Source organism: Pontibacter toksunensis (genome assembly GCF_042686245.1).
Taxonomy (GTDB): Bacteria; Bacteroidota; Bacteroidia; order Cytophagales; family Hymenobacteraceae; genus Pontibacter; species Pontibacter toksunensis.
Genome location: NZ_JBHUOX010000022.1, coordinates 55,174 through 76,981 on the forward strand (window position 1 = coordinate 55,174; position 21,808 = coordinate 76,981).

At 48.6% G+C, this 21,808-nt stretch carries 16 protein-coding genes and 1 pseudogene; 6 read left to right on the plus strand and 11 right to left on the minus strand.

What is annotated here, in order from left to right; genetic code table 11:
• Window positions 1–29: 29 nt before the first annotated feature.
• The 3 genes from ACFS7Z_RS21720 to ACFS7Z_RS21730 form a co-directional block, all read right to left on the minus strand.
• Window positions 30–455 (minus strand): lipocalin-like domain-containing protein, encoded by a 426-nt coding sequence (locus tag ACFS7Z_RS21720; protein WP_377489458.1) that lies wholly within the window; start codon window positions 453–455, stop codon window positions 30–32.
• A gap of 180 nt (window positions 456–635) precedes the next feature.
• Window positions 636–1,169, minus strand: coding sequence for a hypothetical protein (locus tag ACFS7Z_RS21725; protein ID WP_377489461.1), 534 nt, complete (start codon window positions 1,167–1,169; stop codon window positions 636–638).
• A gap of 406 nt (window positions 1,170–1,575) precedes the next feature.
• On the minus strand, window positions 1,576–2,535 hold the full coding sequence (locus ACFS7Z_RS21730; RefSeq protein WP_377489464.1) for a cbb3-type cytochrome c oxidase subunit I: 960 nt from the start codon (window positions 2,533–2,535) through the stop codon (window positions 1,576–1,578).
• A 123-nt stretch (window positions 2,536–2,658) separates the two neighbouring features.
• Here ACFS7Z_RS21730 and ACFS7Z_RS21735 point away from each other — a divergent pair.
• The 5 genes and pseudogenes from ACFS7Z_RS21735 to ACFS7Z_RS21755 form a co-directional block, all read left to right on the plus strand.
• Window positions 2,659–2,939 (plus strand): annotated as a pseudogene (locus ACFS7Z_RS21735) (RrF2 family transcriptional regulator); the annotation flags it as partial.
• A gap of 979 nt (window positions 2,940–3,918) precedes the next feature.
• Window positions 3,919–6,588: an MGH1-like glycoside hydrolase domain-containing protein gene (locus ACFS7Z_RS21740; protein ID WP_377489467.1), complete on the plus strand. Its 2,670-nt coding sequence runs from the start codon at window positions 3,919–3,921 to the stop codon at window positions 6,586–6,588.
• A gap of 282 nt (window positions 6,589–6,870) precedes the next feature.
• Window positions 6,871–7,740, plus strand: a complete 870-nt coding sequence (locus ACFS7Z_RS21745) for a glycoside hydrolase family 16 protein (RefSeq protein WP_377489470.1) — start codon at window positions 6,871–6,873, stop codon at window positions 7,738–7,740.
• 320 nt (window positions 7,741–8,060) lie between these two features.
• Window positions 8,061–8,888 (plus strand): 3-keto-disaccharide hydrolase, encoded by an 828-nt coding sequence (locus ACFS7Z_RS21750; protein WP_377489473.1) that lies wholly within the window; start codon window positions 8,061–8,063, stop codon window positions 8,886–8,888.
• Between the two features lie 473 nt (window positions 8,889–9,361).
• Window positions 9,362–10,378, plus strand: a complete 1,017-nt coding sequence (locus ACFS7Z_RS21755; protein ID WP_377489476.1) for a GntR family transcriptional regulator — start codon at window positions 9,362–9,364, stop codon at window positions 10,376–10,378.
• A 134-nt stretch (window positions 10,379–10,512) separates the two neighbouring features.
• Here ACFS7Z_RS21755 and ACFS7Z_RS21760 read toward each other — a convergent pair whose 3' ends face one another.
• The 8 genes from ACFS7Z_RS21760 to ACFS7Z_RS21795 all read right to left on the minus strand — a co-directional run bounded on the left by ACFS7Z_RS21760 (window position 10,513) and on the right by ACFS7Z_RS21795 (window position 20,628).
• Entirely contained in the window at window positions 10,513–11,856 is a 1,344-nt protein-coding gene (locus ACFS7Z_RS21760) for an FGGY-family carbohydrate kinase (protein WP_377489479.1), read from the minus strand.
• A gap of 111 nt (window positions 11,857–11,967) precedes the next feature.
• Window positions 11,968–13,251, minus strand: a complete 1,284-nt coding sequence (locus ACFS7Z_RS21765; protein WP_377489482.1) for a sugar isomerase — start codon at window positions 13,249–13,251, stop codon at window positions 11,968–11,970.
• Between the two features lie 184 nt (window positions 13,252–13,435).
• Window positions 13,436–15,562 (minus strand): bifunctional aldolase/short-chain dehydrogenase, encoded by a 2,127-nt coding sequence (locus ACFS7Z_RS21770; RefSeq protein ID WP_377489485.1) that lies wholly within the window; start codon window positions 15,560–15,562, stop codon window positions 13,436–13,438.
• A gap of 375 nt (window positions 15,563–15,937) precedes the next feature.
• Window positions 15,938–16,129, minus strand: a complete 192-nt coding sequence (locus ACFS7Z_RS21775) for a hypothetical protein (protein WP_377489488.1) — start codon at window positions 16,127–16,129, stop codon at window positions 15,938–15,940.
• Window positions 16,130–16,161: 32 nt separating this feature from the next.
• Window positions 16,162–17,568 carry a purine-cytosine permease family protein gene (locus ACFS7Z_RS21780; RefSeq protein ID WP_377489491.1) on the minus strand — a complete coding sequence of 469 codons (1,407 nt, stop codon included), beginning with the start codon at window positions 17,566–17,568 and terminating at the stop codon, window positions 16,162–16,164.
• A 339-nt stretch (window positions 17,569–17,907) separates the two neighbouring features.
• A complete protein-coding gene (locus tag ACFS7Z_RS21785) occupies window positions 17,908–18,507 on the minus strand; it encodes a LutC/YkgG family protein (protein ID WP_377489494.1) in 600 nt (199 codons plus the stop codon).
• The gene (locus tag ACFS7Z_RS21790) at window positions 18,504–19,895 is read right to left on the minus strand and encodes a lactate utilization protein B (protein ID WP_377489498.1); all 1,392 of its coding nucleotides are present in this window, start codon (window positions 19,893–19,895) and stop codon (window positions 18,504–18,506) included. Before ACFS7Z_RS21790 ends, ACFS7Z_RS21785 begins: the two co-directional genes overlap by 4 nt.
• Window positions 19,888–20,628: a (Fe-S)-binding protein gene (locus tag ACFS7Z_RS21795; protein ID WP_377489525.1), complete on the minus strand. Its 741-nt coding sequence runs from the start codon at window positions 20,626–20,628 to the stop codon at window positions 19,888–19,890. The genes ACFS7Z_RS21790 and ACFS7Z_RS21795 overlap by 8 nt, the downstream gene beginning before the upstream one ends.
• A 287-nt stretch (window positions 20,629–20,915) precedes the next feature.
• On the opposite strand from ACFS7Z_RS21795, the gene ACFS7Z_RS21800 reads away from it, so the two are divergent.
• Window positions 20,916–21,785 (plus strand): AraC family transcriptional regulator, encoded by an 870-nt coding sequence (locus tag ACFS7Z_RS21800; RefSeq protein ID WP_377489501.1) that lies wholly within the window; start codon window positions 20,916–20,918, stop codon window positions 21,783–21,785.
• Window positions 21,786–21,808 lie beyond the last annotated feature (23 nt).

Genomic DNA, 21,808 nt, shown 5'->3' on the forward strand with positions numbered 1-21,808 from the left:
CTAAATCTGCAGTTAGGCGCTGATGAACATCATCGCATTTTATGCCAGAGGAGTTCGTGTTGTGTGGTGCCGATGGCAAGAGCCCGCAATGTGAGAAAGTCATCCTGGATATCATAGTATCTCACCTGGTCTTGTCCTACCCAATTGGGAAAAGAAGAAATAAGTATGTAGTGAATAACCTTCTTGTTGGCTGCATCTATATTATAAGTCCCGCAATAAGAAACAAAGCCACTGTAGGCAGCTGCCATTTCTTCAGCACTACCCTGCAGGAAGTCATTGGAAGCAAAAAGCGTTCGTTCCTTTTTCATGATGGAGACCATTACATTGCCCTTTGCATCGTACACAATCTGTCCGACAGCGTCCTTGCCAAAAGGGTAAAACAGGTTCCCAGCGGCTGGCTTTGCTGTCCACCGCAACAAGCTCCACGTACCGATAAGTTGATCAACGATATCCATGTTTACTAGCTTAAAAGTGGGGCTGAACTATAAAAAGAAATGTTTATTGCTAAAAAGTTCTTGTATTTAAGAATCTGTTCTGCTAGGCAGAAAAGCATCTGCGGCTTAAGGCAATTTGCGCCTAACGGCCCCGTACATGAGGTGAGCGAGGCGTAGCCGCAGCTTTGCTCATGTGCTTTGTTAGCGGAATCTTTTCTGCTTTACGCTTTTGCTGTTCAATATCAGTAATAAAGAGTCTTTATACTCTCTTAGCCTGCTTCTGTACCAGAAGGGAAGCATGTATAAGATAAACGTGAACATTGTCCACCCAAGCGCTACTACAATAAAAGTATTGATACTTGTATCTATGATAAAGGCAAAAGCTGTCCAAACAGTTAAGAAGCTTAAGAACAAGAAGACAGTAATTATATACCTGTTATTGTAAGGTACTATTTCCCCTTCTACTTTTGTCCAAGAAGAATTGTCGTCTTTTTCCAGCTTCATAAATATTTTACCCATTCCCCTAAAAGGATTAAGCATCTTAGGCTTAACATCAATCATTAAGCTGCCATTGGAAATAGTAATTTCTCTAAAGTCAATTGGGCTGCTACTAAGGAAATCAAACAAGCCTCTTTTTTTATGCTTTTCATTTACTATAAACTCAATCACTCTTGTTTGAGGATGCTTTATCTCTGCTGTGAATGGCTCATGAAATCGCTTTAGAACCTTCTTCATAATTCTAATTTACCGCTAACTACCGGATATGCGTGAATATACGCTTATCTGCACTATGTGTGGAGGTGGTGTTGCCTGCATTTAACCTGTACGAAGCTATTTGGCTGGACTGTATTTTCCTTCATTAAATCTTCCTTTTCAATATACTGAATTCTGTAGCTTTCACCCCTCTCTTAGCCATTTAAAATCGTTGGAAGTTAGAAACGCCCAAAGATAGTTGCTGTGTTATCATCTCTTCCTTTGCCAGCCACTCCGGAGAAACGGATAGCTGTAACAGGCATACCATGCGGAGGAACTGATGAGATAAAAAAAGTCCTGCCTCAAGGAGACAGGACTTTAAAAGAGGGTTATGTTCTACTAGGGGTGTTCTTATCGGAGTCTCAGAAGAAGTTTGCAGCGCTGCTGCTTATCCTGCACTTTCTTTTGATTTGATTTTTGGGAAGGATTCCGGTGTTATGTTCTCATCCTCCTCTAAAGACCAGCCGGTTTTCAGGCCAACTATAAACCAGGCTAAGGCAATCACGCCACCGGCAAAAATGGTGTCCCCGATTACGCGCAGCCAACGAAGCATTTCCATGGTGTCTGTTTGCATGAACTCTATGGAGCGGGCGTACCACAGGCCATACTCCACGCTTGCCCAAGTCTGCAGCAACCCGATGGGCAGCACGCTGATAGTTACCATCAGCATCAGACCGATGTTTATAGACCAGAACGCGAAGCTGATCACGCCGTCTTTCCAGCGTCTGCGGGCAGAGAGGCCCTTGAGCACGAACAGCATCAGGCCAATGCCCAGCACGCCGTACACTCCGAACAAAGCCGTATGTGCGTGAACCGGTGTGGTGTTAAGGCCCTGCATGTAATAAAGCGCAATCGGCGGGTTAGTCACGAAACCGAATACACCGGCACCCACCAGGTTCCAGAAAGCAACGGCAATGAAGCAGTAGATGGGCCACTTGTAGACTTTGATCCACTGCGTGGCGCGGCTGATTTCCAGGTTATGATAGGCTTCGAAACCAATGAGCACCAGTGGCACCACTTCCAGCGCACTAAATGTAGCGCCCAGGGCCATTACTGAAGTAGGTGTGCCGCTGAAGTACAGGTGGTGGAACGTACCGATGATACCGCCAAACAAAAAGATGATGGTAGAGAACAGCACCGTGGCAGTGGCCATTTGGGTTTTGAGCAAGCCCATGCGTACAAACAGGAAGGCTATCACCACAGTGGCGAACACTTCAAAGAAGCCCTCTACCCACAGGTGCACCACCCACCAGCGCCAGTACTCGGCAATGGCCAGGTTGGTGTGCTGGCCCCACATCAGCCCGGAGGCGTAGAAAATAGCAATGGCAGCCGACGAAATCAGGAACATGCCCAGCAGGCCAGATTTGAACAGCTATATAGTCTTTTTTCCTGTTGCCGGAATCAGCTTTACGAACCTATGTTATCTAAAACAACAGAATATGCCCTACGCTGCTCTATTGTGTATATTGCCATGCATCATGACAATGGCCAAAAAGTAGGGATAAAAGAAATAGCCAGGGAACTGGAGCTTCCTGCACACTTTATGGGCAAGATTTTACAGGACCTCGTGCGTAAAGGCGTCATTGCCTCCCTGAAGGGTCCACATGGCGGGTTTTTCCTTCACCGGCCAGTGAGATCAGTATTCTGGAAGTAGTCCGCATCATCGACGGGCTGGAAGCTTTCAGAAAGTGCGGCATGGGCATGAAGCAATGCTCAGATAAGCATCCGTGCCCCCTGCACGATGATATTAAGACCTACCGAGATCATCTTATGAAGGTGTTTCTGACCAAAACAATACAGGACCTGGTGAATGGCATCAGTTCCGGGAAGTACTTTATCACCAACGTCCACGAAGGAGTATAAGCCATTCTTAGGGCGCATTTGCTATATAAAAAGCAAAAGAAAGGAACCATCTTTTACCTGCTAGTGATAAGTTTTTTAGAGTTCCTGATCAAGCAAACGCGCTTTTTAAAGGTAACTTGTGAAATGCTTGAAACATTGTACCTTTCCTGTATTATTCACGAGCATATTTTTAAACCACTTCCTGTAATCCCACATTATATAAAAAGGCAGGTTAAAGCCCTAAAATTGCGAGTTTACTAATAAGTGGTTAGCTTGATGTGCAGCTGCGTCTAACAGACACTATAAAAAAGATCCTGTATGGAACACTTTACCGCTAATTTAAGTATATTACAATCATTTTTGTATATTCCTTAGTAACTGTGTAGCAACAAAATAGCTTTACTTTTATTAAAAGCGGCAGGCAAATTGTTTGAAATTATTATTTTTTTAAACACACAGTGATTTTGTTGGTAAATATGTAAAAATAGGATGGAGTAGAGAAATTTGTTTATTCATAGATTTATTTTAGTTAAGGACATGATAGATTATTAGCTAGATATACGTTTACAGGTTTCGCAATGAAAATAAGTGCTGGATTCACCAGTTCTAAAGATTAATCTTACTCTCTTTAAAGAAGAGATATTGGAGTAACCACATTCGCTTTAGCTTAGCAAACCATACCACCCGGTTACCCGTTGGAGTAACCTCTGCTTTTCTCGTCCCTGAAATACAAAAAACTAATTTATAAACATATGCCTGCTTACTGGCTTGTTCTCTTATGCTTGTGCATCTGGTGCTTGTGCATCTGGCTTTGAACAGCAACGGGGAAGAAAGAATATGAATACTTTTAATGCGCCGGTTCCGGCGTAAAATTATAGCACCTATTAGCATGCGTAGTAAAGAAGAAGAGCGTTTGGCTCAGTCAACAAATAATAGAACCTGGAAGAAGTGGGGGACGTACCTGTCCGACCGCCAGTGGGGCACCGTGCGCGAGGATTACAGCGTAGATGGCACCGCCTGGAATTACATCTCTCACGACATGGCGCAAAGTAATGCCTACCGTTGGGGGGATGAAGGAATTGCCGGCTTCTGCGATTACCAGCAGATCCTGTGCCTGGCACCAGCGTTCTGGAACGGACAGGACCCTATCTTAAAGGAAAGACTTTTTGGCCTGACAAACGGGCAGGGAAACCACGGCGAAGACGTAAAAGAGCTTTACTATCACCTGGAGGCTACTCCGACGCATTCCTATACCAGGTTTCTTTACAAATATCCACAGTCGGCGTTTCCTTACCAGGAGTTGCTGGAGCAGAATATTAGGGGGCGCCAGTTGCCGGAGTTTGAGCTGCTGGACACGGAGGCCTTCCGGGAAAACCGCTACTTCGACATCTTCATAGAGTACGCCAAAGCTGACCCGAACGACATCCTGATGAAGGTGACGGTACACAACCGCGGACCGGAGGCATCGACTATTCATGTGCTGCCGCACCTGTGGTTCCGCAACTACTGGAAGCACAATTCCAGGTACAACAGGCCCAACATGACAGCCCCGACGGCTAACTGTGTGCAAACCAACTCTGACCGGAACGGTAAGTGGCACTTTTACCACCAGCATGGGGAGCAGTTGTTCTGCGAGAATGAAACAAACAACGAGCGCGTTCACCGCACACAAAATGATTTCCCCTATGTAAAGGACGGCATCAATAACCACATCATTCACCAGGCAGCTACTGTTAACCCGGATAAGCAGGGCACCAAAGTAGCCATCTGGCTGAAGGAGGAAATACCGGCAGGCGGCGCTGCCACATTTAAAATACGCCTGAGCAAAAAAAGCACCGAAGACCCATGGGCAGACTTTGACAATATTATTGCCAGACGCAAGGCCGAAACGGATGATTATTACGAGCAGCTGCTCCCGGAGGCATTGCCACGGGAGCATAAAACCCTTGCCCGCCGTGCTTTTGCGGGTATGCTGTGGACGAAGCAGTTCTATTATCTGGACATGTACAAGTGGCATTACGGGGAGTCGCATGAGCACCCGCCACACCGCAACCTGAAGCGCAACTCTGACTGGCAGCACCTGACCTGCCGCCACATCATCTCGATGCCGGACAAGTGGGAGTACCCGTGGTTTGCAGCCTGGGACCTTGCGTTCCATGCCACCACACTCGTGCACATAGACCCGGACTTTGCCAAGCACCAGATGCAGCTCATGCTCCGGGAGTATTACATGCACCCGAACGGGCAGATTCCTGCTTACGAATGGAATTTCAGCGATGTGAATCCTCCGGTACATGCCTGGGGCGTGTGGCAGGTGTATGAAACAGACAAGAAAAAAACAGGAAAGCCTGACTGGGACTTCCTGGAGCGAGCCTTCCAGAAGCTGCTGATGAACTTTACCTGGTGGGTAAACCAGAAAGACGTGAACGGCACCGACCTTTTTGAAGGCGGCTTCCTGGGGCTGGATAATATTGGGGTATTCGACCGGAGCCATTTGCCGCACGGCATCAAGAAGCTGCAGCAGGCCGATGCCACTAGTTGGATGGCCATGTATGCTTTGAACATGCTGAGGATGTCCCTGGAGCTGGCGCAGCAGAACCGTTCTTATGAAGAATCGGCAGCCAAGTTCTTCCGCCACTTCCTGAACATCGGCAAGGCCATGCACCACATCGGTAAAAACGATATCTCCCTGTGGGATGATCAGGATAAGTTTTACTATGATGCCGTGCAGTATGAAAATGGCACTAGTGAGCTGCTGAGAGTGCGTTCTCTGGTAGGCATTATTCCGTTGCTGGCCGTGGAGGTGATCGACAGCAGCTTCTTCGACCGGATGCTGGAATTCAAGATACGTGCCGTGAGTATTACCCGTACCCGCCCCGATCTGGGGCAGCTTATATCTGATATAGAAGAGAAGGGTAAAGACGGCGATTACCTGTTTTCAGTGATGCGCGGTTACAGGCTGGAGCATCTGCTGAGAAGGCTGCTGGACGAGGATGAGTTTCTGTCTGATTATGGCCTTCGTTCGCTGTCCAAGCATCACCAGGACCACCCGTTTGAGTTCGGCCACAACGGTAGTCACCATACCATACAGTATGAGCCTGGCGAAAGCTCCAGCCCCATGTTTGGCGGCAACTCCAACTGGCGCGGTCCTATCTGGTTCCCCCTGAATTACCTGATCATCCAGGCGCTCCGGAAATACCACAAGTATTTTGGTGATGCCTATACGTTTGAGTTTCCGACTAACTCAGGTGTTAAACTGAGCCTGAACCAGATTGCAAATGAGCTGACGAAAAGGCTGCTGAGAATCTTCGAGAGAAACGAGGACGGAAAGTATCAATATCACGCCGATCATGCGCAGTTCGCAGAAGACGAGCATTTCAGGAACCACCACCTCTTTTATGAGTTCTTCCACGGCGATACCGGCCAGGGACTGGGTGCCTCGCACCAAACCGGCTGGACGGCTTTAGTGGCGAACCTGATACTGGAGATGGAAGAACAGAAAGATAGCACGGAAGAGGTGCAGCCCTATGTTCAGGCTGCTGCTATAGGTGAGTTCTAGTTCTGCTGCTGAAATTGCGTTTCAGGATTAAAGCCTGGTAAGGGTAGTCTGACTTGTGGAAGATGCATGTTGAACATAGGGAAGCGGGAAAGCCTAAGGCTTTCCCGCTTCTTTTTTACCGGTTTTGCAGTGGTAACACAAAACTTTCCTGTATCTTATTTTATCTAAGTTAAAGTAGATTACTTTAGAAGATGATGTTTAAAGAAGTAGATGCTCCTTAAAGTCCCGCCGGGACTGGATTTGCTTTTGTGATACCTCTAGTCATACCCAAAGATTTAACAGATGAGATACAAGTGGATACTATTGCTGCTGTCAGTAAGTGTGCTGGCGTGCAGTAGAGTGCAGGTGCAGGATAACACTACCAGTGCCACCGCTCCAGCACCGGAAGGCTATGAATTAGTATGGCAGGACGAATTCCAGAAGGATGGGAAGCCAGATAGCACCAACTGGTCCTATGAATATGGGCTGAAGCGGAACAATGAGCTGCAGTGGTACCAGCCGGAGAATGCCAACATACAGAATGGGGTACTGGTAATCGAAGGGAAGCGGGAAAAGGTTAAAAATGAGTTTTATGACGCAACCAGCACAGACTGGAGAAAGAATACTGCATATGCCGATTATACTTCTGCCAGTATCAACACCAACCGGAAAAAGACGTTTCAGTATGGCATCATAGAAGTAAGGGCCCGGATAGACACGGCCATGGGCATGTGGCCTGCTATCTGGACGCTGGGTGTTTCCAAAGGGTGGCCTGCCAATGGTGAAACAGACATAATGGAATATTACCGGGTGGAGGGGCAGCCAACTATCCTGGCTAATGCCGCCTGGGCACACGAAAGCAAGCGGGCGGAGTGGGACGAGCGGAAAGTCCCTTTCTCTCATTTTCTGGAAAAAGATCCCCTGTGGCCCGAGAAGTTTCATGTCTGGAAAATGGACTGGACAGAGAATTACATCAGGCTTTACCTGGATGATGAGTTGCTGAACGAAGTAGATTTAAGCCAGACAAAGAACCCGGACGGGTTCAATCCCTTCCACCAACCGCATTACATCCTGCTGAATCTCGCCATTGGCTCCAATGGCGGCGACCCTGCAACCACTGATTTCCCCCGAAAGTATGAAGTGGATTACGTGAGGGTTTACCAAAAGAAATAAGCCTTTGAAAACAGTAGCCTTCAGGAGTGGATGGCCAACCAGGCGGGTTTAAGTTATTCCGATGAAGAGAAACTCGTGAAATTGCCGGTCATAAAACTTCCTGGTTTTTAATGTGCACGCCATGGCAGCCTAATGATATGCTTGGAACTGTCAGGTAATCAGGAAATCAATGAAGAGAACGATTGCACATATGAACTAAAAAATGAAGGAAGGGAATGATGTGCTCACTTTTTTTCATTAGTTTAATGATTCGTTGCGTTCGCTTACTTCATTTTCATTAAAGAGACATCTTCATTTGATCCATCACAATAGAGAAATTAATGATTTCAACACCCAAATCCGGCGTTTTACACTATCTGAAGGCTACATTTTTGTCTGTCATTTTCTTATCTGCCGTCTCCTGCTCACCGGGTATATCCGAAAAGGCAGGTGAGCAGGAGGATGAGTGGCAGACACTTTTCAACGGCAAGGATTTGGACGACTGGATTGTTAAAATTTACCATCATGAGGTGGGCGATAATTATGCCAATACCTTCCGGGTAAAAGACGGGGCAATACAGGTGAACTATGATGATTACCAGGAATTTAATAACCGGTTTGGGCATTTGTTCTACAAAGAACCCTATTCCTCTTACCATCTGACCTGGGAATACCGGTTCACGGACCAGTTTCTGGAGGATGCCCCGGACTATACTTATCGAAACAGCGGGGTGATGTTTCATGCCCAGGACCCCAACACTATTCTGAAGGAGCAGGACTGGCCTATTTCTGTTGAGTTTCAGTTGCTGGCAGATGCAGGAGACGGCAAACCACGCCCGACAGGTAACATGTGTTCCCCTGGCACAGATGTGTTTTATGAGGGGAAAAAAGATCCCAGGCACTGCATTAATTCTACTTCTAAAACCTATGAGTGGGACCAATGGATAAAAGCAGATCTCATAGTACATGAAGACTCTCTTGTAACGCACCTCATCAACGGAGATACGGTGTTGCAATACACCCGTCCACAAATTGGTGGAGATGTAGCCAACAACTATGATCCCCAGATAAAGGTGGATGGAAAACCCCTGACCAGAGGGTATATCGCCCTGCAGAGCGAGGGACAGGGAATTGAGTTCAGGGATATTAAGATTAAAAAGCTGGATTAGAACAAATGTGTTGTCTGTTTTAAAGTTCAGCTACCGCTAAAACTCCAATACAAAAGCTTGCTTCTATTCTCAAACACGGACTCCGTCATAAAGACTGTTCCTGACAAACAAACACTACTACTGCAACTGAACAACCCATAAGCCTAAAAAGGTAAGGACGCACTTTGAACTGTCACTGGTACAGGACCTGACTAAATCTCTGAATTACTGGTTTTACTTCCACTTAAAAAGCTTTTGATCGGATAAAATATTTGGTTATCTTCCGAAATCCAAAAAAAATGATTGATTAATCACTGGAAACAGGGGAACTTTAGTGCCCTCTGAGCGTATTATCAGATAGTAAAGCGCAATCGATTGCGCAAGCTGTTGGGTCTGACTTTGCCTGGCGAGACGCTCTGCCTTTTACACGTTAGATGGCTATTTCTTAAGAACCCCTATTCATATCAGTTCATCTTATATATTATGTTAACGCTATGGAACTTCTAGACAGAATTGATGCCGCATCCGCCGTCCCCAAGTATATTCAGGTAGTAAATGCGATCATTGCAGATATAGAATCAGGAATACTCAAGCGTGGGGAGCGTGTCCCGTCTATCAACGAAACCAGCGAGATGTATTACCTCTCGCGGGATACTATTGAGAAAGCCTATAAGTTACTCCGCAAGAAAGGGGTGATTTCCTCTGTGAAGGGCAAGGGGTGTTATATCAGCAATACTTTCAGTGCAGATAAAATGCGCGTGCTGTTGCTGTTTAACAAGCTGAGTGCGTACAAAAAGACTGTTTACTACTCCATATTAAAGACGCTCGGAGAGGATGCTGTTGTAGACCTACAGATTCATCATTTTGACGGTAAGATATGCGAGAACCTCATTCAGGAAAGCATTGGGAAGTATAATTACTATGTGATCATGCCGCATTTCACTACACACGTGGAGGCAGCAACACAGGTCATTAAAAGTATACCGCAGGACAAACTCGTGCTGCTCGACAAGAACATAGAAAACTACACCGGCAAGTGCGCAGCCGTTTACCAGGATTTTGAGCGCGATATTCGCAACGCCCTGCATTCAGGCAAAGACCTGCTGAGCAAGTACAAGAAGTTTGTGCTGGTGTACCCGAAAGACATCGTCTACCCTTTCGAGATTGTAAAAGGCTTCCGCCATTTCTGTAGAGAGACATCCATGGAGCATGCTGTAGTAAACTCTATCTGCCAGGAGCCGATTTCGAAAGGAACCGCCTACATTGTGTTAGAGGAGTCTGATCTGGCTGACCTGATAAAGGAGACCCGCGCAAAAGCACTGACGCTGGGGAAAGACATCGGGCTGATTTCTTACAACGACACCCCCTTGAAAAATATTCTGGATAACGGTATCACGGTGATTTCGACAGACCATGAGCAAATGGGCGAAACAGCTGCTTACATGATGAAGCACAAACTGAACGAAAAAGTCCACAACCCATTCACGCTTATCCGTAGAAATTCTCTTTAGTTATATATGAGAAGGAGGTAGCACAGCCTATGTGCACTTCTGTTCTCCTTTAAAAAAGCAGCTCTTCTGCCATACTTCATAAAGTCCGGCAGAAGGGCTACTTTTTTTAAATGAGCTCTTACAGTTAGCGGGCACTAATAAGGCCAGATATTCAGAGCTAGTGCAGAGCCAAGCGCCGTGCCCTGGGCCGATTTACCGGCTTTAATTTTCAGGCTCGGGAAGATTTGTCTCAGCAAAGACATGAAAATCGGGTTTCGGCTGAATCCTCCGTCCACAACCAGTATTCTAAAGGAGCTTGTGTCTCCCTCAGCCGCCAGGTATAAGGAATGTAACTGCTGCCGCACGATTTGCCCCATTAACTGATGGTATGCTGCCTCATATGTAGCGAATAACACCAGGTCTAGCTTTATACGCACAGCCGAAGCCGTTATTTTGTCTTTTACCAGGGGCACCTTTTCTTGCTTTAGTATAGTGCCAAAGTCAGTCTGCACGATGCCTTCTGTGAAGGTCTCATCAAACGCTACCTGCTTGTAGTAGTCCAGCGGCTTGTTATAGTATTCCGCCAAAACCTTAATGTGCTCCTCATGGGCATTACCAATGAACTTGCGCGATGCCTTTACAGGATTGCCGAAATAGGTCAGATACTGCAGGCAGTCTTGTTGCAAGTCTGAAGTGGTTAGTGGCTCTTTGGCAAAAGGGTTTAATGTGATGCCCCAGGTGCCGGTAGAAAGCAGCAGGAAATGCTTGCGGTATTGCTTTAAGTATGGAATAAGAGCGGATGAACTGTCGTGCAGGCCCAACCCTGCAGGAATACTTTCTGATCTGAAAGCAGTTTCCAAAGGCCTGTAATGTTGCCGCAGCGGAGGGAACAACTTGTCAAAGCCTTCTGCATACACCCAGGTATGGTAGTCTTTTTTCTGAAAATCCCAGAGAGCCGTGTGGCAGCCAAGGCTGGTATAGTCCGTTACCATGTGCTTCGTGAACAGGTACGACACATACTGTGGCAGGTGTAGCGTATATTTTATTTTTTTGAAAGTCTCCGGCTTCTGGTACTTCAGCCAGTATAGCTGCAGTCCAGAGTTCAGCATACCCAGTGGCGGGGAGGCAGTCTCTTCCGAGATAGTCATCTTCTCTCCGTAGGTACCGTAGAACTGGCGCTCCAACTCCTCTGGGAAAGGCTTTAAGTAGTTGTAAAGTGGTGTTACCGGTTCCCCTTCTTCGTTCAGGTGCACCAGGCTGGCACCATAGGTCGTAAAGTTTACCGCTATCACATCATACTTGGTATCCGCTTCAAGGGCTTTCCAGGTTTTGCGCAGCCAGTTTGTTAACGCCGCCAGGTCTTCTCCTGTGTCACCGTCATCGTCCTTTACCTCACCAAAGCAAATTTCTTCTTCTTTTAAGATCTGGTAGCGCTGATCAAATAGCAGGAATTTCTTGTTTGTTTTACCAATATCAAAAATAGCAATGCAGGGAATCATAAAGGATAAGTAGAAAAATGGGTGAGACAATATGTAAAAGGCAGCAGTTGTTCCTAAAGCTACCGCTGCTTCCCCTGGAAAACGGCAGGGCAGGCCAGACAAACAATCCGGCTACAGGCCAGTGGCAAAGGCTTTTGCACCGCGCTGCTTCACCAGTTCTTCCCTGATGTTACTTTCACGGTAGAAGGACACCGGGTGCAGCGCTGCCCCAGCCTGCAGGCGCGCCTGCGCCAGCAGCGGCCGTACATCTGTGCGGTAGGCATTCTGCAGGATTTCCTGTGCCTGTGTCACGTCATTTTCTGCCTGTGCTTTTTCCAGAGCTTTCCTGTCAATGATCAGGGCCTGGGCGTACGCCATTTTAATGGCTTCCACTGATTGGAGCAGGTCTTCGAGCGGGTCTTTTATGTTATGGCTGGCGTCAATCATCCAGCTGAGCTCAGGGTTGTTTACCTCAGCGCTCTGCATACCTTCTACCAGCTCATTAAAGATCAGGAACAGCTGATATGGCTTAATAGAACCCACCGTGAGGTCGTCATCGCCATACTTGGAGTCATTGAAGTGGAAGCCCCCAAGCTTGCCTTCCATCAGGAAGCGAGATACAATCTGCTCAATGTTTGTATTGGGAAGGTGATGCCCTAGGTCAACCAGCCCAAGCGCTTTCTCACCCAGCTTCTGGCAAAACAGGAGCGAAGAACCCCAGTCTGCGACCACAGTGGAGTAAAAGTGCGGCTCATAGGGCTTGTATTCTACAAAAACCTTCCACTCGTCTGGCAAAGCAGCGTAGATTTGCTGGAAAGAGTCGAGGGTGCGTTGGAATGCCCGCCTGAAATTCTGCTGCCCCGGGAAGTCGGTACCGTCAGAAAGCCAGATAGTCAATGCTTTGGAGCCTAAGTCTACGCCGTGCTTGATTACTTCTATGTTATGGGCGATAGCCTGGTCACGTACTCCTTTATCGGTGTGGGAGAGTGAGCCATACTTGTAGGAAAGGTCCTGGTTTTGCTGATCCTGGAACGTGTTGGAGTTTACCGCATCAAACTTGAGCTCAAAGGAGGCAGCTAGCTGCTGGATGGCTTTCGCGTTCTGCGGGATATCCCACGGAATGTGCAGTGAAATAGCACCACTCGACTGGTTGATAGCATGTAGCAGACCAACATCCTCAATCTTCTCCTCCAGGCTCCGTGGCTCCCCGCCACCTGCAAAGCGCCCGAAACGGGTGCCGCCTGTGCCCAGTGCCCAGCTCGGAATAGCCACCTGGAAGGCGGCTATTTTATCTAGGATAGCATTCACGGAATGGCCTTCGTCGCTTAAAACAGCTGTTAGTGTGTCGAGCTTTTTCTGGTGTAAGGCAGATTGTTTCTCATTATGCTGCTCAATCAGCGATTTATCTAGTATCATGCACTTTTTGAATTACAGGTTTAAAACTTTGACTAAGGAAGGAAGAAACAGGGACAATCGTGGCGGCTCAGACTCCCGATACGGCCTTCAGCACATCGGGAGTTCACAAACAACATATTTAACCTAATATAGGCGTATGCTCCTGAGCCGCCTGAATACGATTGTCTTCTGTTCTTTCTTTTCCCTATCTCACAAAGGCCATAGCCACACCGCCATCCACGTTCAGCACGTTGCCGGTCGACTTGTTCAGCAGCCCTCCTACAAAGGCGAAGCAGGCGTTGGCAATGTCTTCTGGCAGGATGATCTCGTTGAGCAGCGTGCGCTTGGCGTAGAATGCCGGTAGTTCCTCTACCTTAACTCCGTAGGCCTTCGCCCGGCCCTCGGCCCAGCCGCCGGCCCAGATGTTACTGTCGCTGATTACCGCATCCGGGTTCACCACGTTCACCCTGATACCATCGCCTCCCAATTCTGCCGCATTCAGGCGGCTCAGGTGCAGCTGGGCTGCTTTGGCAGAACCATAGCCTGCGTTGTTAGGGCCAGACACCAGCGCATTCTTGCTTACAATATTAAGCACGTCTCCGCCTATGTCCTGCTTGCGCATTACCTCCACGGCTGCCTGTGTTACAAGGAACTGGCCTTTCACCAGCACATCGTACAGCAGGTCCCAGTCTTTCTGCGTGTGGTCCTCAATGGTTTTGGAGATGGAAAGGCCGGCGTTGTTGACGATGATGTCCACTCCGCCGAAGGCCAGTGCGGCTTTGTTGAAAGCTTCCTGTATTTGATCGCCCTTAGTCACGTCCAGTATGGCCGTGGCGTATGCGTCTTTCCCGTACTGCTGCTTAAACTCCTCGCCAGCTCCTTGCAGGCGTTCCTCGTTCATGTCGTTGAGCACTACCACGGCACCTTCCTCCACAAATTTCTTTGCGATGGCCTTTCCAATGCCGCCGGCACTGCCTGTGATTAGTGCAATTCTGCCTGAGAGGGGCTTTGGCTTGGGCATGCGCTGCAGCTTAGCCTCCTCCAGCAGCCAGTACTCTATGTCGAAGGCCTCCTGCTCGGGCAAGCCCTGGTATTCAGAGATGGCTTCGGCGCCTTTCATTACGTTGATGGCATTGATGTAGAACTCGCTCGAAACGCGTGCAGTCTGTTTATCTTTTGCAAAAGAGAACATCCCCACACCCGGGTAGAGGATTATGACAGGGTTGTTATCGCGGATGCCAGGGCTGTTGTCGTGCTTGCTGCGCTCATAGTAAGCAGTATAATCTGCCCTGTAAGCTTCGAACTGATCCACCAGCTGGGCTTTTACTTCTTTTGCATCCGAGAGATCTGCATCCGGCGCTAAGTTTAATACCAACGGGCGTATTTTTGTGCGCAGGAAGTGGTCCGGGCAACTGGTGCCAAGGGGAGCCAGCTTCTCCAGGTCATTGCTGTTGATGAATTCCAGCACGCGCTCATCGTCTGTAAAGTGCCCGATCATCCTTTTCTGGCTGGAGCACAGGCCGCGCAGCAGTGGAATGAGTGTGCTTGCCTTCCCGAGGCGCTGCTCTTTCGGCAGCGATTCCAGCCTGGAGCCGCCAAATACCGGGCGCTCTTTGCCAAATTTCTCATTCAGGTATTCTGATGCTTTTTCAATTGTTTCCAGGGTGTTGATGTAGCTTTCATAAGCAGTATCACCCCAGGTAAACAAGCCGTGGCTGCCAAGTATCAGGCCGGTAATACCCGGGTTTTCCTGCACTGTTTTCTCCAGTATCAGGCCAAGGTCAAAACCCGGACGCTGCCACGGCACCCACGCCAGCTTTCCACCAAAGAGTTCTTTTGTTATCTGCTCCCCATCCTTCGATGCGGCTATCGCAATGATGGCATCCGGATGCAGGTGGTCGATGTGCTTAAAGGGCAGGAACGCATGCAGCGGGGTATCAATAGAAGGTGCCTTGGAGTCGAGGTCGTAGAGGCAGCGGGTAAACAACGCTACCATTTCATCTTCGTGCTCCAGGCCTCTGTACACATTCTTCAGGCTGTGTAGTTTCTCCAGGTATAAGCCAGCCAGGCCGCTCTTTTTCAGTGTTCCCAGGTCGCCGCCAGAGCCTTTTACCCACATCACCTCCACATCCTCTTTTGTGAGCGGATCCTTTTCCATTGTTTTGCAGCTGGTATTGCCACCGGCATAGTTGGTGAGCCTCAGGTCGGCGCCTAAGAGGTTAGAGCGGTATATTAAGAGTGCAACTTCATCATCTCCAAATGAGCTAGCAACCTCCTCATCCCAGAGGTAACTTACATACTTATAATCAGTTGTAGCTACTACGTTTTCCATGTTTTGATGTGTTAATTATTGATACTGATTAAAACGTTGATATTTGAAATTTGAATAACAGGGGTGCCTGGCTTTATAGTAGAATAAAGATAAGCGCAGAACAAGCTTTCTCTATCCTGTACCGTCCTGTACAAGGTGTCTGTAAGTGCTTAAAATACAACTCTTGTGTTTTGGCTTGCACATACACATAAAGGCAGTGCATGCTGTGCGATAGCAGGCTGGTTATTAAAAAGCACTTGCTCCTTTTCCTGGGTGCATGGGTGTCGCAGCTAAAGTGAAAAAGCCTTTCTATCCGGTTAGTGTCGTTTCCTTACGCTTTCGGAAAAGACAGGAGGCGATGGAAATTCCAGGGCTTTACTTGTTAAGCACTGCTTGTTAAGCTTCTGACACAGGATGTTTCTCCTTGTTCATCCAGAAGGGGGCAGTCAGAAACCAGAGCAGCGTACCAACCAACATCAGCGTCTTATGAAAGCTTAGTTCAATAACTCCGGCAAATACTAAGAGCGAGGGCACCACTGTCAGGAACAACCCGATGTAGGATATAAGTTTTAAGATTGACTGTGTCATGAGAACTGGTAGTTAAACTAATGCGAAACGAATTACAACGAATTGGCGGGAATCTTCATCTCCTGCTTCTCAACCAATTTCTGCTGGTATACTTTGCTTAATCCTATATACAGGGCGGCTGCAATAAACCAGCCTGGCAGGCCCAGGAAGAAGATGTCGATGCCCTGATAGTAGTTGAGAAAGAGGCACAGCACTAACGTGGCAATCCAGGTGATGCCTGCTGCCAGGTTGAAAGAGGATTTTACCACGCTGGCATAATTGCTTCTGAGGCCAATTTTCGGCAAAACATAAAAGTCGATGAAGATAATCGTTCCCATTGGCATGAGCACGAGCCCGTACAGCGCCACAAAGTCCAGCAGCCGCATCACCAGTGCAGGGAACAGCGCGGCAATAGTAGTCACCAGGCCAACTACCATGGTCACCTTCCAACGTTTCACAGAAGGCACAATAGACTGAATGGCTAAGCCAGCCCTGTAAATAGTTGGGTTGGCAGTGGTCCAGCCGGCAATCATCACACAGAAGGCGCCTGCTATGCCAGCGCTGCTATAGGCTATAGGGCCAGGTGTTACCTCGCCGCTTGCAGCTGCCACCAGGATACCGGAGGCAATCCAGGCCATCACATGGCCGATGAACATTCCGGCAGCGGAGGCAAAGCCATACTGCCACTTCCTGGCATACCGCAGAATAGAAAGGTCGCCCATGCCGATGTGCATGGCCATGTTCGCAAACCAGGCAAAGAAGGTCACGTGCCAGAAAGTGAATTTGCTGAATCCTGCTACCGGAACCCCGTTCCAGATGGTGGTCTGTGCCACTTCCCAAAAGCTTTCTAAAGAGGTGATGCCCAACTGGGGCATAACGGCAAAGGCAGCCGCCACAAAGACCAGGATCATCCAGGGAGCACAAACGTTAGCAAACTTAGATATCTGCTCATACCCAAGTATAGCGACAGCTGTGATAACTGTCCCTACAAACATAACCGTTACTACCCAACCAATGCTGTTCGGGTACATGTCGTCCAGTCCGGGCATCGCAATGTTAAAGGGAATACCCACTGCCGTTGCTGCCACCGCAATCATAGAGCCTGCCAGAAAGCAGAACATCAGGGCGTTCACAATATTATAGCCTGATACCAGGTACCTGCCGCAGATTTTCTCTAACTGGTAGTAAAGGGTAAGCCGGGCCTTTACTGCAATGGGGGCACAGAGAAACGCCCAGCTCAGAACAGCAAGAATGTTGCCCACCAGCAAGCCCAGGAAAAGATCAGATGCGCTAACGCCGTGCACCACAAACAAAGGACCGATCACAAACTCGGTTCCGGCAGTGTGTTCCCCGGCATACATGCCGACAAAGCTTTTCAAGCCCTTCAGCTTACTTTCAGGAACAGGCTCTCTCTCGTATTCATTAATGGAGTCTAACTGCGTGGCAAGGGTCTTCTTCATATTTGTGTTTGATTAGATGCTATGTTTTCCGGCTTTCAATCTGCAGCAGCAGGATGCTGAGCTAAATCTTTCTGCACTATTGGGTTCGCCTTTGCTTTTGGCCGCAAAGGGTTCGATTCAATAATGCTGGTTGTGAAAAATAGACATAAATGATTTAAGAACTATCCGGTAGTGTCCTGTATGCAGGGGTAAAAGCGAAATAAAAGGAGAGAACAGGAGGAAGAGACAACACAATTGTGCCTGCTTTAAACAACATGGTTTGAAAGCAGGCACAGCGGGAGCATTTTCTAATTTTTAAGATGCTCCTTTTATATTTCTTATATTTCCGGAAACCGGGTTCTAAGAAACAGCTTCCTGAATGATGAAAACATGTACCCTTTTAGGCCCATGCGCGCCAATCACCAGCGACTGCTCAATATCAGCAGTACGGGAAGCGCCGGCAATAAAAGCACCGTAGCCAGAGGCCGCTACATCTAAAGTTGCGTACGCCTCATGCATCGTGCCGACAATGCTGCTTTGGGGAATGACCAAGGCCAGGTGCTCACATATAAAAGGCAGTACCCTTGCCGGTAAATCTTCTTCTGTTATCCACACGGCACCATTCTCAGCTACTCCCAATCGTCCAGCCACTACCGCCATTTCCAGTGTGCCCAGCACGTGCCCTTCTGTTATGGGTCCAGTTGCTTCTGTGCCAAACCCGACGCCCTTTACAGTGTTCAGAATCCGGCCCGGCCCGTCAAAATGCTTTTTTAGATAAGCGCCGATGGCAGGCAAATCTGGCATGAAATTCACAATGCCGCCAATCCCCTCCACTGTTTTTGTGAAAACGGCAGGGGCTTCTTCCTTAGGGACAGGCGTGAAAGCAACTTGTCCTGGCAGGGGCGTGGCGGCGGGTTTGTTTGCCTTTACCCGCTTCAGTATTTCTTCCCGGCTGCTCATGTGTCTTTTCTGTTTTTAAGGTACCAGTCTCTGAAGCTTTCTTTTGGTGGCTCGGGCATTTCACGTTGCTTTGCCCATGGGTTAAGGGTTTTGTTGTTTGCCAGCCCGGGGAGCAGGCGCATCATAAAACGGCCTGACTTGCCTGCCACCCGGTATAAGGTGGGGTTCGACAAAACGTTAGCCATTACTTTTATACCTTGCTCCTTGCTCTTCGGTACATAGCCTTCTTCTGCCAGAACCTGGCGCCACTGGTAAAGCTGGTTGTGTATGTCAATTTTCACGGGGCATACGTTGGAGCATGAGCCGCACAGGGTAGAGGCAAAGGGCAGGTCGGCATTCTTTTTCATGTCCATGTTGGGAGCCAGAATAGCGCCTATCGGGCCTGCAATAGCATAATGGTAGCTGTGTCCGCCGCTTCTGCGGTAAACGGGGCAGGTGTTGATGCAGGCGCCGCACCGGATACACTTCAGGGAATTATAGAAGTCTTTGCGCCCGAGCTGTGTGCTGCGCCCGTTGTCGACCAGCACCAGGTGCATCTCCTGGCCCGGCCTCGGGCGGTGGAAATGGCTGGAATACGTGGTAATAGACTGGCCGGTGGCACTGCGGGCCAGCAGGCGCAGAAACACGCCCAGGTTTTCAGCTTTCGGAATAATCTTCTCGATGCCCATGCTGGCGATGTGTACCTTTGCCAGGTGCACGCCCATGTCGGCATTGCCTTCGTTCGTGCAGATTACGAACCCACCTGTCTCGGCGATGGCAAAATTAACGCCCGTTATAGCCAGGTCGGAGGTAAGAAACTTTTCGCGCAGGTGCTGGCGGGCAGCTTCCGTTAAGTAAGCAGGGTCAGAGGCTCCTTTTTCTGTGCCCAGGTACTGGTGAAACAGCTCCCCGACTTCCTCTTTCCGCTTGTGGATACAGGGCAGTACAATATGGCTCGGCGGCTCTTTTGCAAGCTGCACCACACGCTCACCCAGATCCGTGTCAATCACATCCACACCATTTTCCAGCAGGAAATCATTCAGGTGGCACTCTTCCGTGAGCATCGACTTGCTCTTGACCAGCTTCTGAATGTCATGCCGCTGAATGATGTCCAGCACAATCCGGTTATGCTCTGTGGCGTCGGAGGCCCAGTGCACCTGAATGCCATTCTGCAGGGCCTTCTGTTCAAACTCCACCAGGTACTCATCCAGGTTAGACAACACGTTGTGCTTGATCTGTGAGGCCGCCTCCCGGAGTTCTTCCCATTCCGGCAGTTGCTTGGAGACAACATCTCTTTTCTGCCGGATAAACCAAAGCGCTTTGTCGTGCCAGTCTACGCGCTCCTCATCCTGCAGAAAAGCTGCTGCTGCCGTAGCATGGTCTGGTACTGCTTTTTCTGTGTTATTCATGATAGCCGTTTAAGATTTCTGCAATATGAAGCACCTTCACCGGGCTGTTCCGGCGCCGTAATATTCCTTCCATGTGCATCAGGCACGAAACATCTGTTCCGGTGATAAATTCTGCGCCGCCCTGTACATGGTCCTGCACCCGGTCTTTCCCCATTTTTACTGATACAGCTTCTTCCGAAACACAGAAGGTGCCGCCAAAGCCGCAGCATTCATCCTTGCGGTTCAGCGGGATGAGTTCCATGCCTTTCACCATACTTAGCAACTGACCGGGTTTGGAAAAATCTGGTGCCGCTAATTCAGACATTTGCGCCAGGTGCAGCCCCCGTTGCCCGTGGCAGCTCATATGGAAGCCGACTTTGTGCGGGAAATTTGCCTGCAGGTCCTTCACCTCCAGCACATCCGTCAGGAACTCGCAAAGCTCAAAGATGCGGCTTCGGATGTGTGCTGCCGTTTCCGAGTTTTTCTCATCGTGCAGGTGCTCTTTTACATGCAGCACACAACTACCGGACGGCGCAACGATGTAATCATACCCTGCAAAGTTTTTTACAAATAAAGCATCGCAGCCTTTCGAAGCGGCCTGAAAACCCGAGTTAGCCATGGGTTGACCACAGCACGTCTGTTGCAGCGGATAATCCACCTCCACCCCCAGTTTTTCGAGCAGTTGCAGTGTGGCAACGGCTATCTGGGGGTAAAACTGGTCGATGTAGCAAGGAATAAAGAGTCCGACTTTCATCATATAGTTATTATCAGTAAAGCGTAAATCTTCTAAAGCTGCAGGTGTTGCAGCATCTGTTCTCCAGTAGATAAACTACTTTGATAATAGAGACGCAGGCAAAGTAAAAGAGCGTATGCCTTCTATGGAATCAGTTATGAAAAAGCTTTTCTTCCTAACCTGCTGATGGCATGTTTTACAAAGTACGAGAAACGAATAATCAGCTAAATACTAAAAGTTATCAGATTTTGATATTATTTTAACATTATTCTTCTGTGCTGGTAGTCATATAAGCTAATATTTGCCCAATGAAACCTTTTCTTATAAAAGTAGATGTTGCCCCGGAGCAATCGTTTAAAGTGCGGAACAACGTGAATCCGCTTGACTACAACCAGTGGCATTACCATGAAGAACTGGAACTGACGTATATCGAGAAAGGAACCGGAATCCGTTTTGCAGGAGACAGCATCGAAAGCTTTGGTGCAGGAGACCTGGTGTTGCTTGGCTCTAACCTGCCTCACTTCTGGCGTAGCGACGAAGCCTCCGGAGATGAGGCTGAGGCGCAGTGCCTGGCGCAGGTGGTGCAGTTCAGGCCAGACTTCTGGGGGAAAGCTTTTCTGAACTTGCCGGAGCTTAGCCAGGCAAAAGAGCTATTTCTGAAGGCAAAGCAGGGGCTGCGCATTACAGGCAAGACACGCAACCTTGTAAGAGCGCTGATGCAGGAACTGAGTACTGCTTTCGGGCTGAACCGGATTCTCATCCTTTTGCAAATCATCCAGGCAATCTCCGGCTCAACTGAACTATCCCTTCTGTCCAGCGTTGGCTTCAGCAGCTCGCTAAACGAGACAGAGACCAGGCGCATATCCAGTGTCTACTCCTATACGCTGGCCAACTTTACCAGAAAAGTGAGGCTGGAAGAGGTGGCGGCCATTGCCAACATGACTCCCAACGCCTTTTGCCGCTACTTCAAAACCCACACCCGTAAAACCTATTCTCAGTTTTTGCTGGAGATTCGGGTGGGCCATGCCTGTAAATTATTGATTGAGCATCAACTACCCATCGGGCAGGTTTGCCTGGAGAGCGGTTTTCAGAACTTCTCCAATTTTAACCGCTACTTTAAATCCATCACCAGCCTTACGCCACAGGCCTACCAAAAGCTTCACCGGAAGAGGCAGTAGCTTACTTTCAGCTACCGGATGCC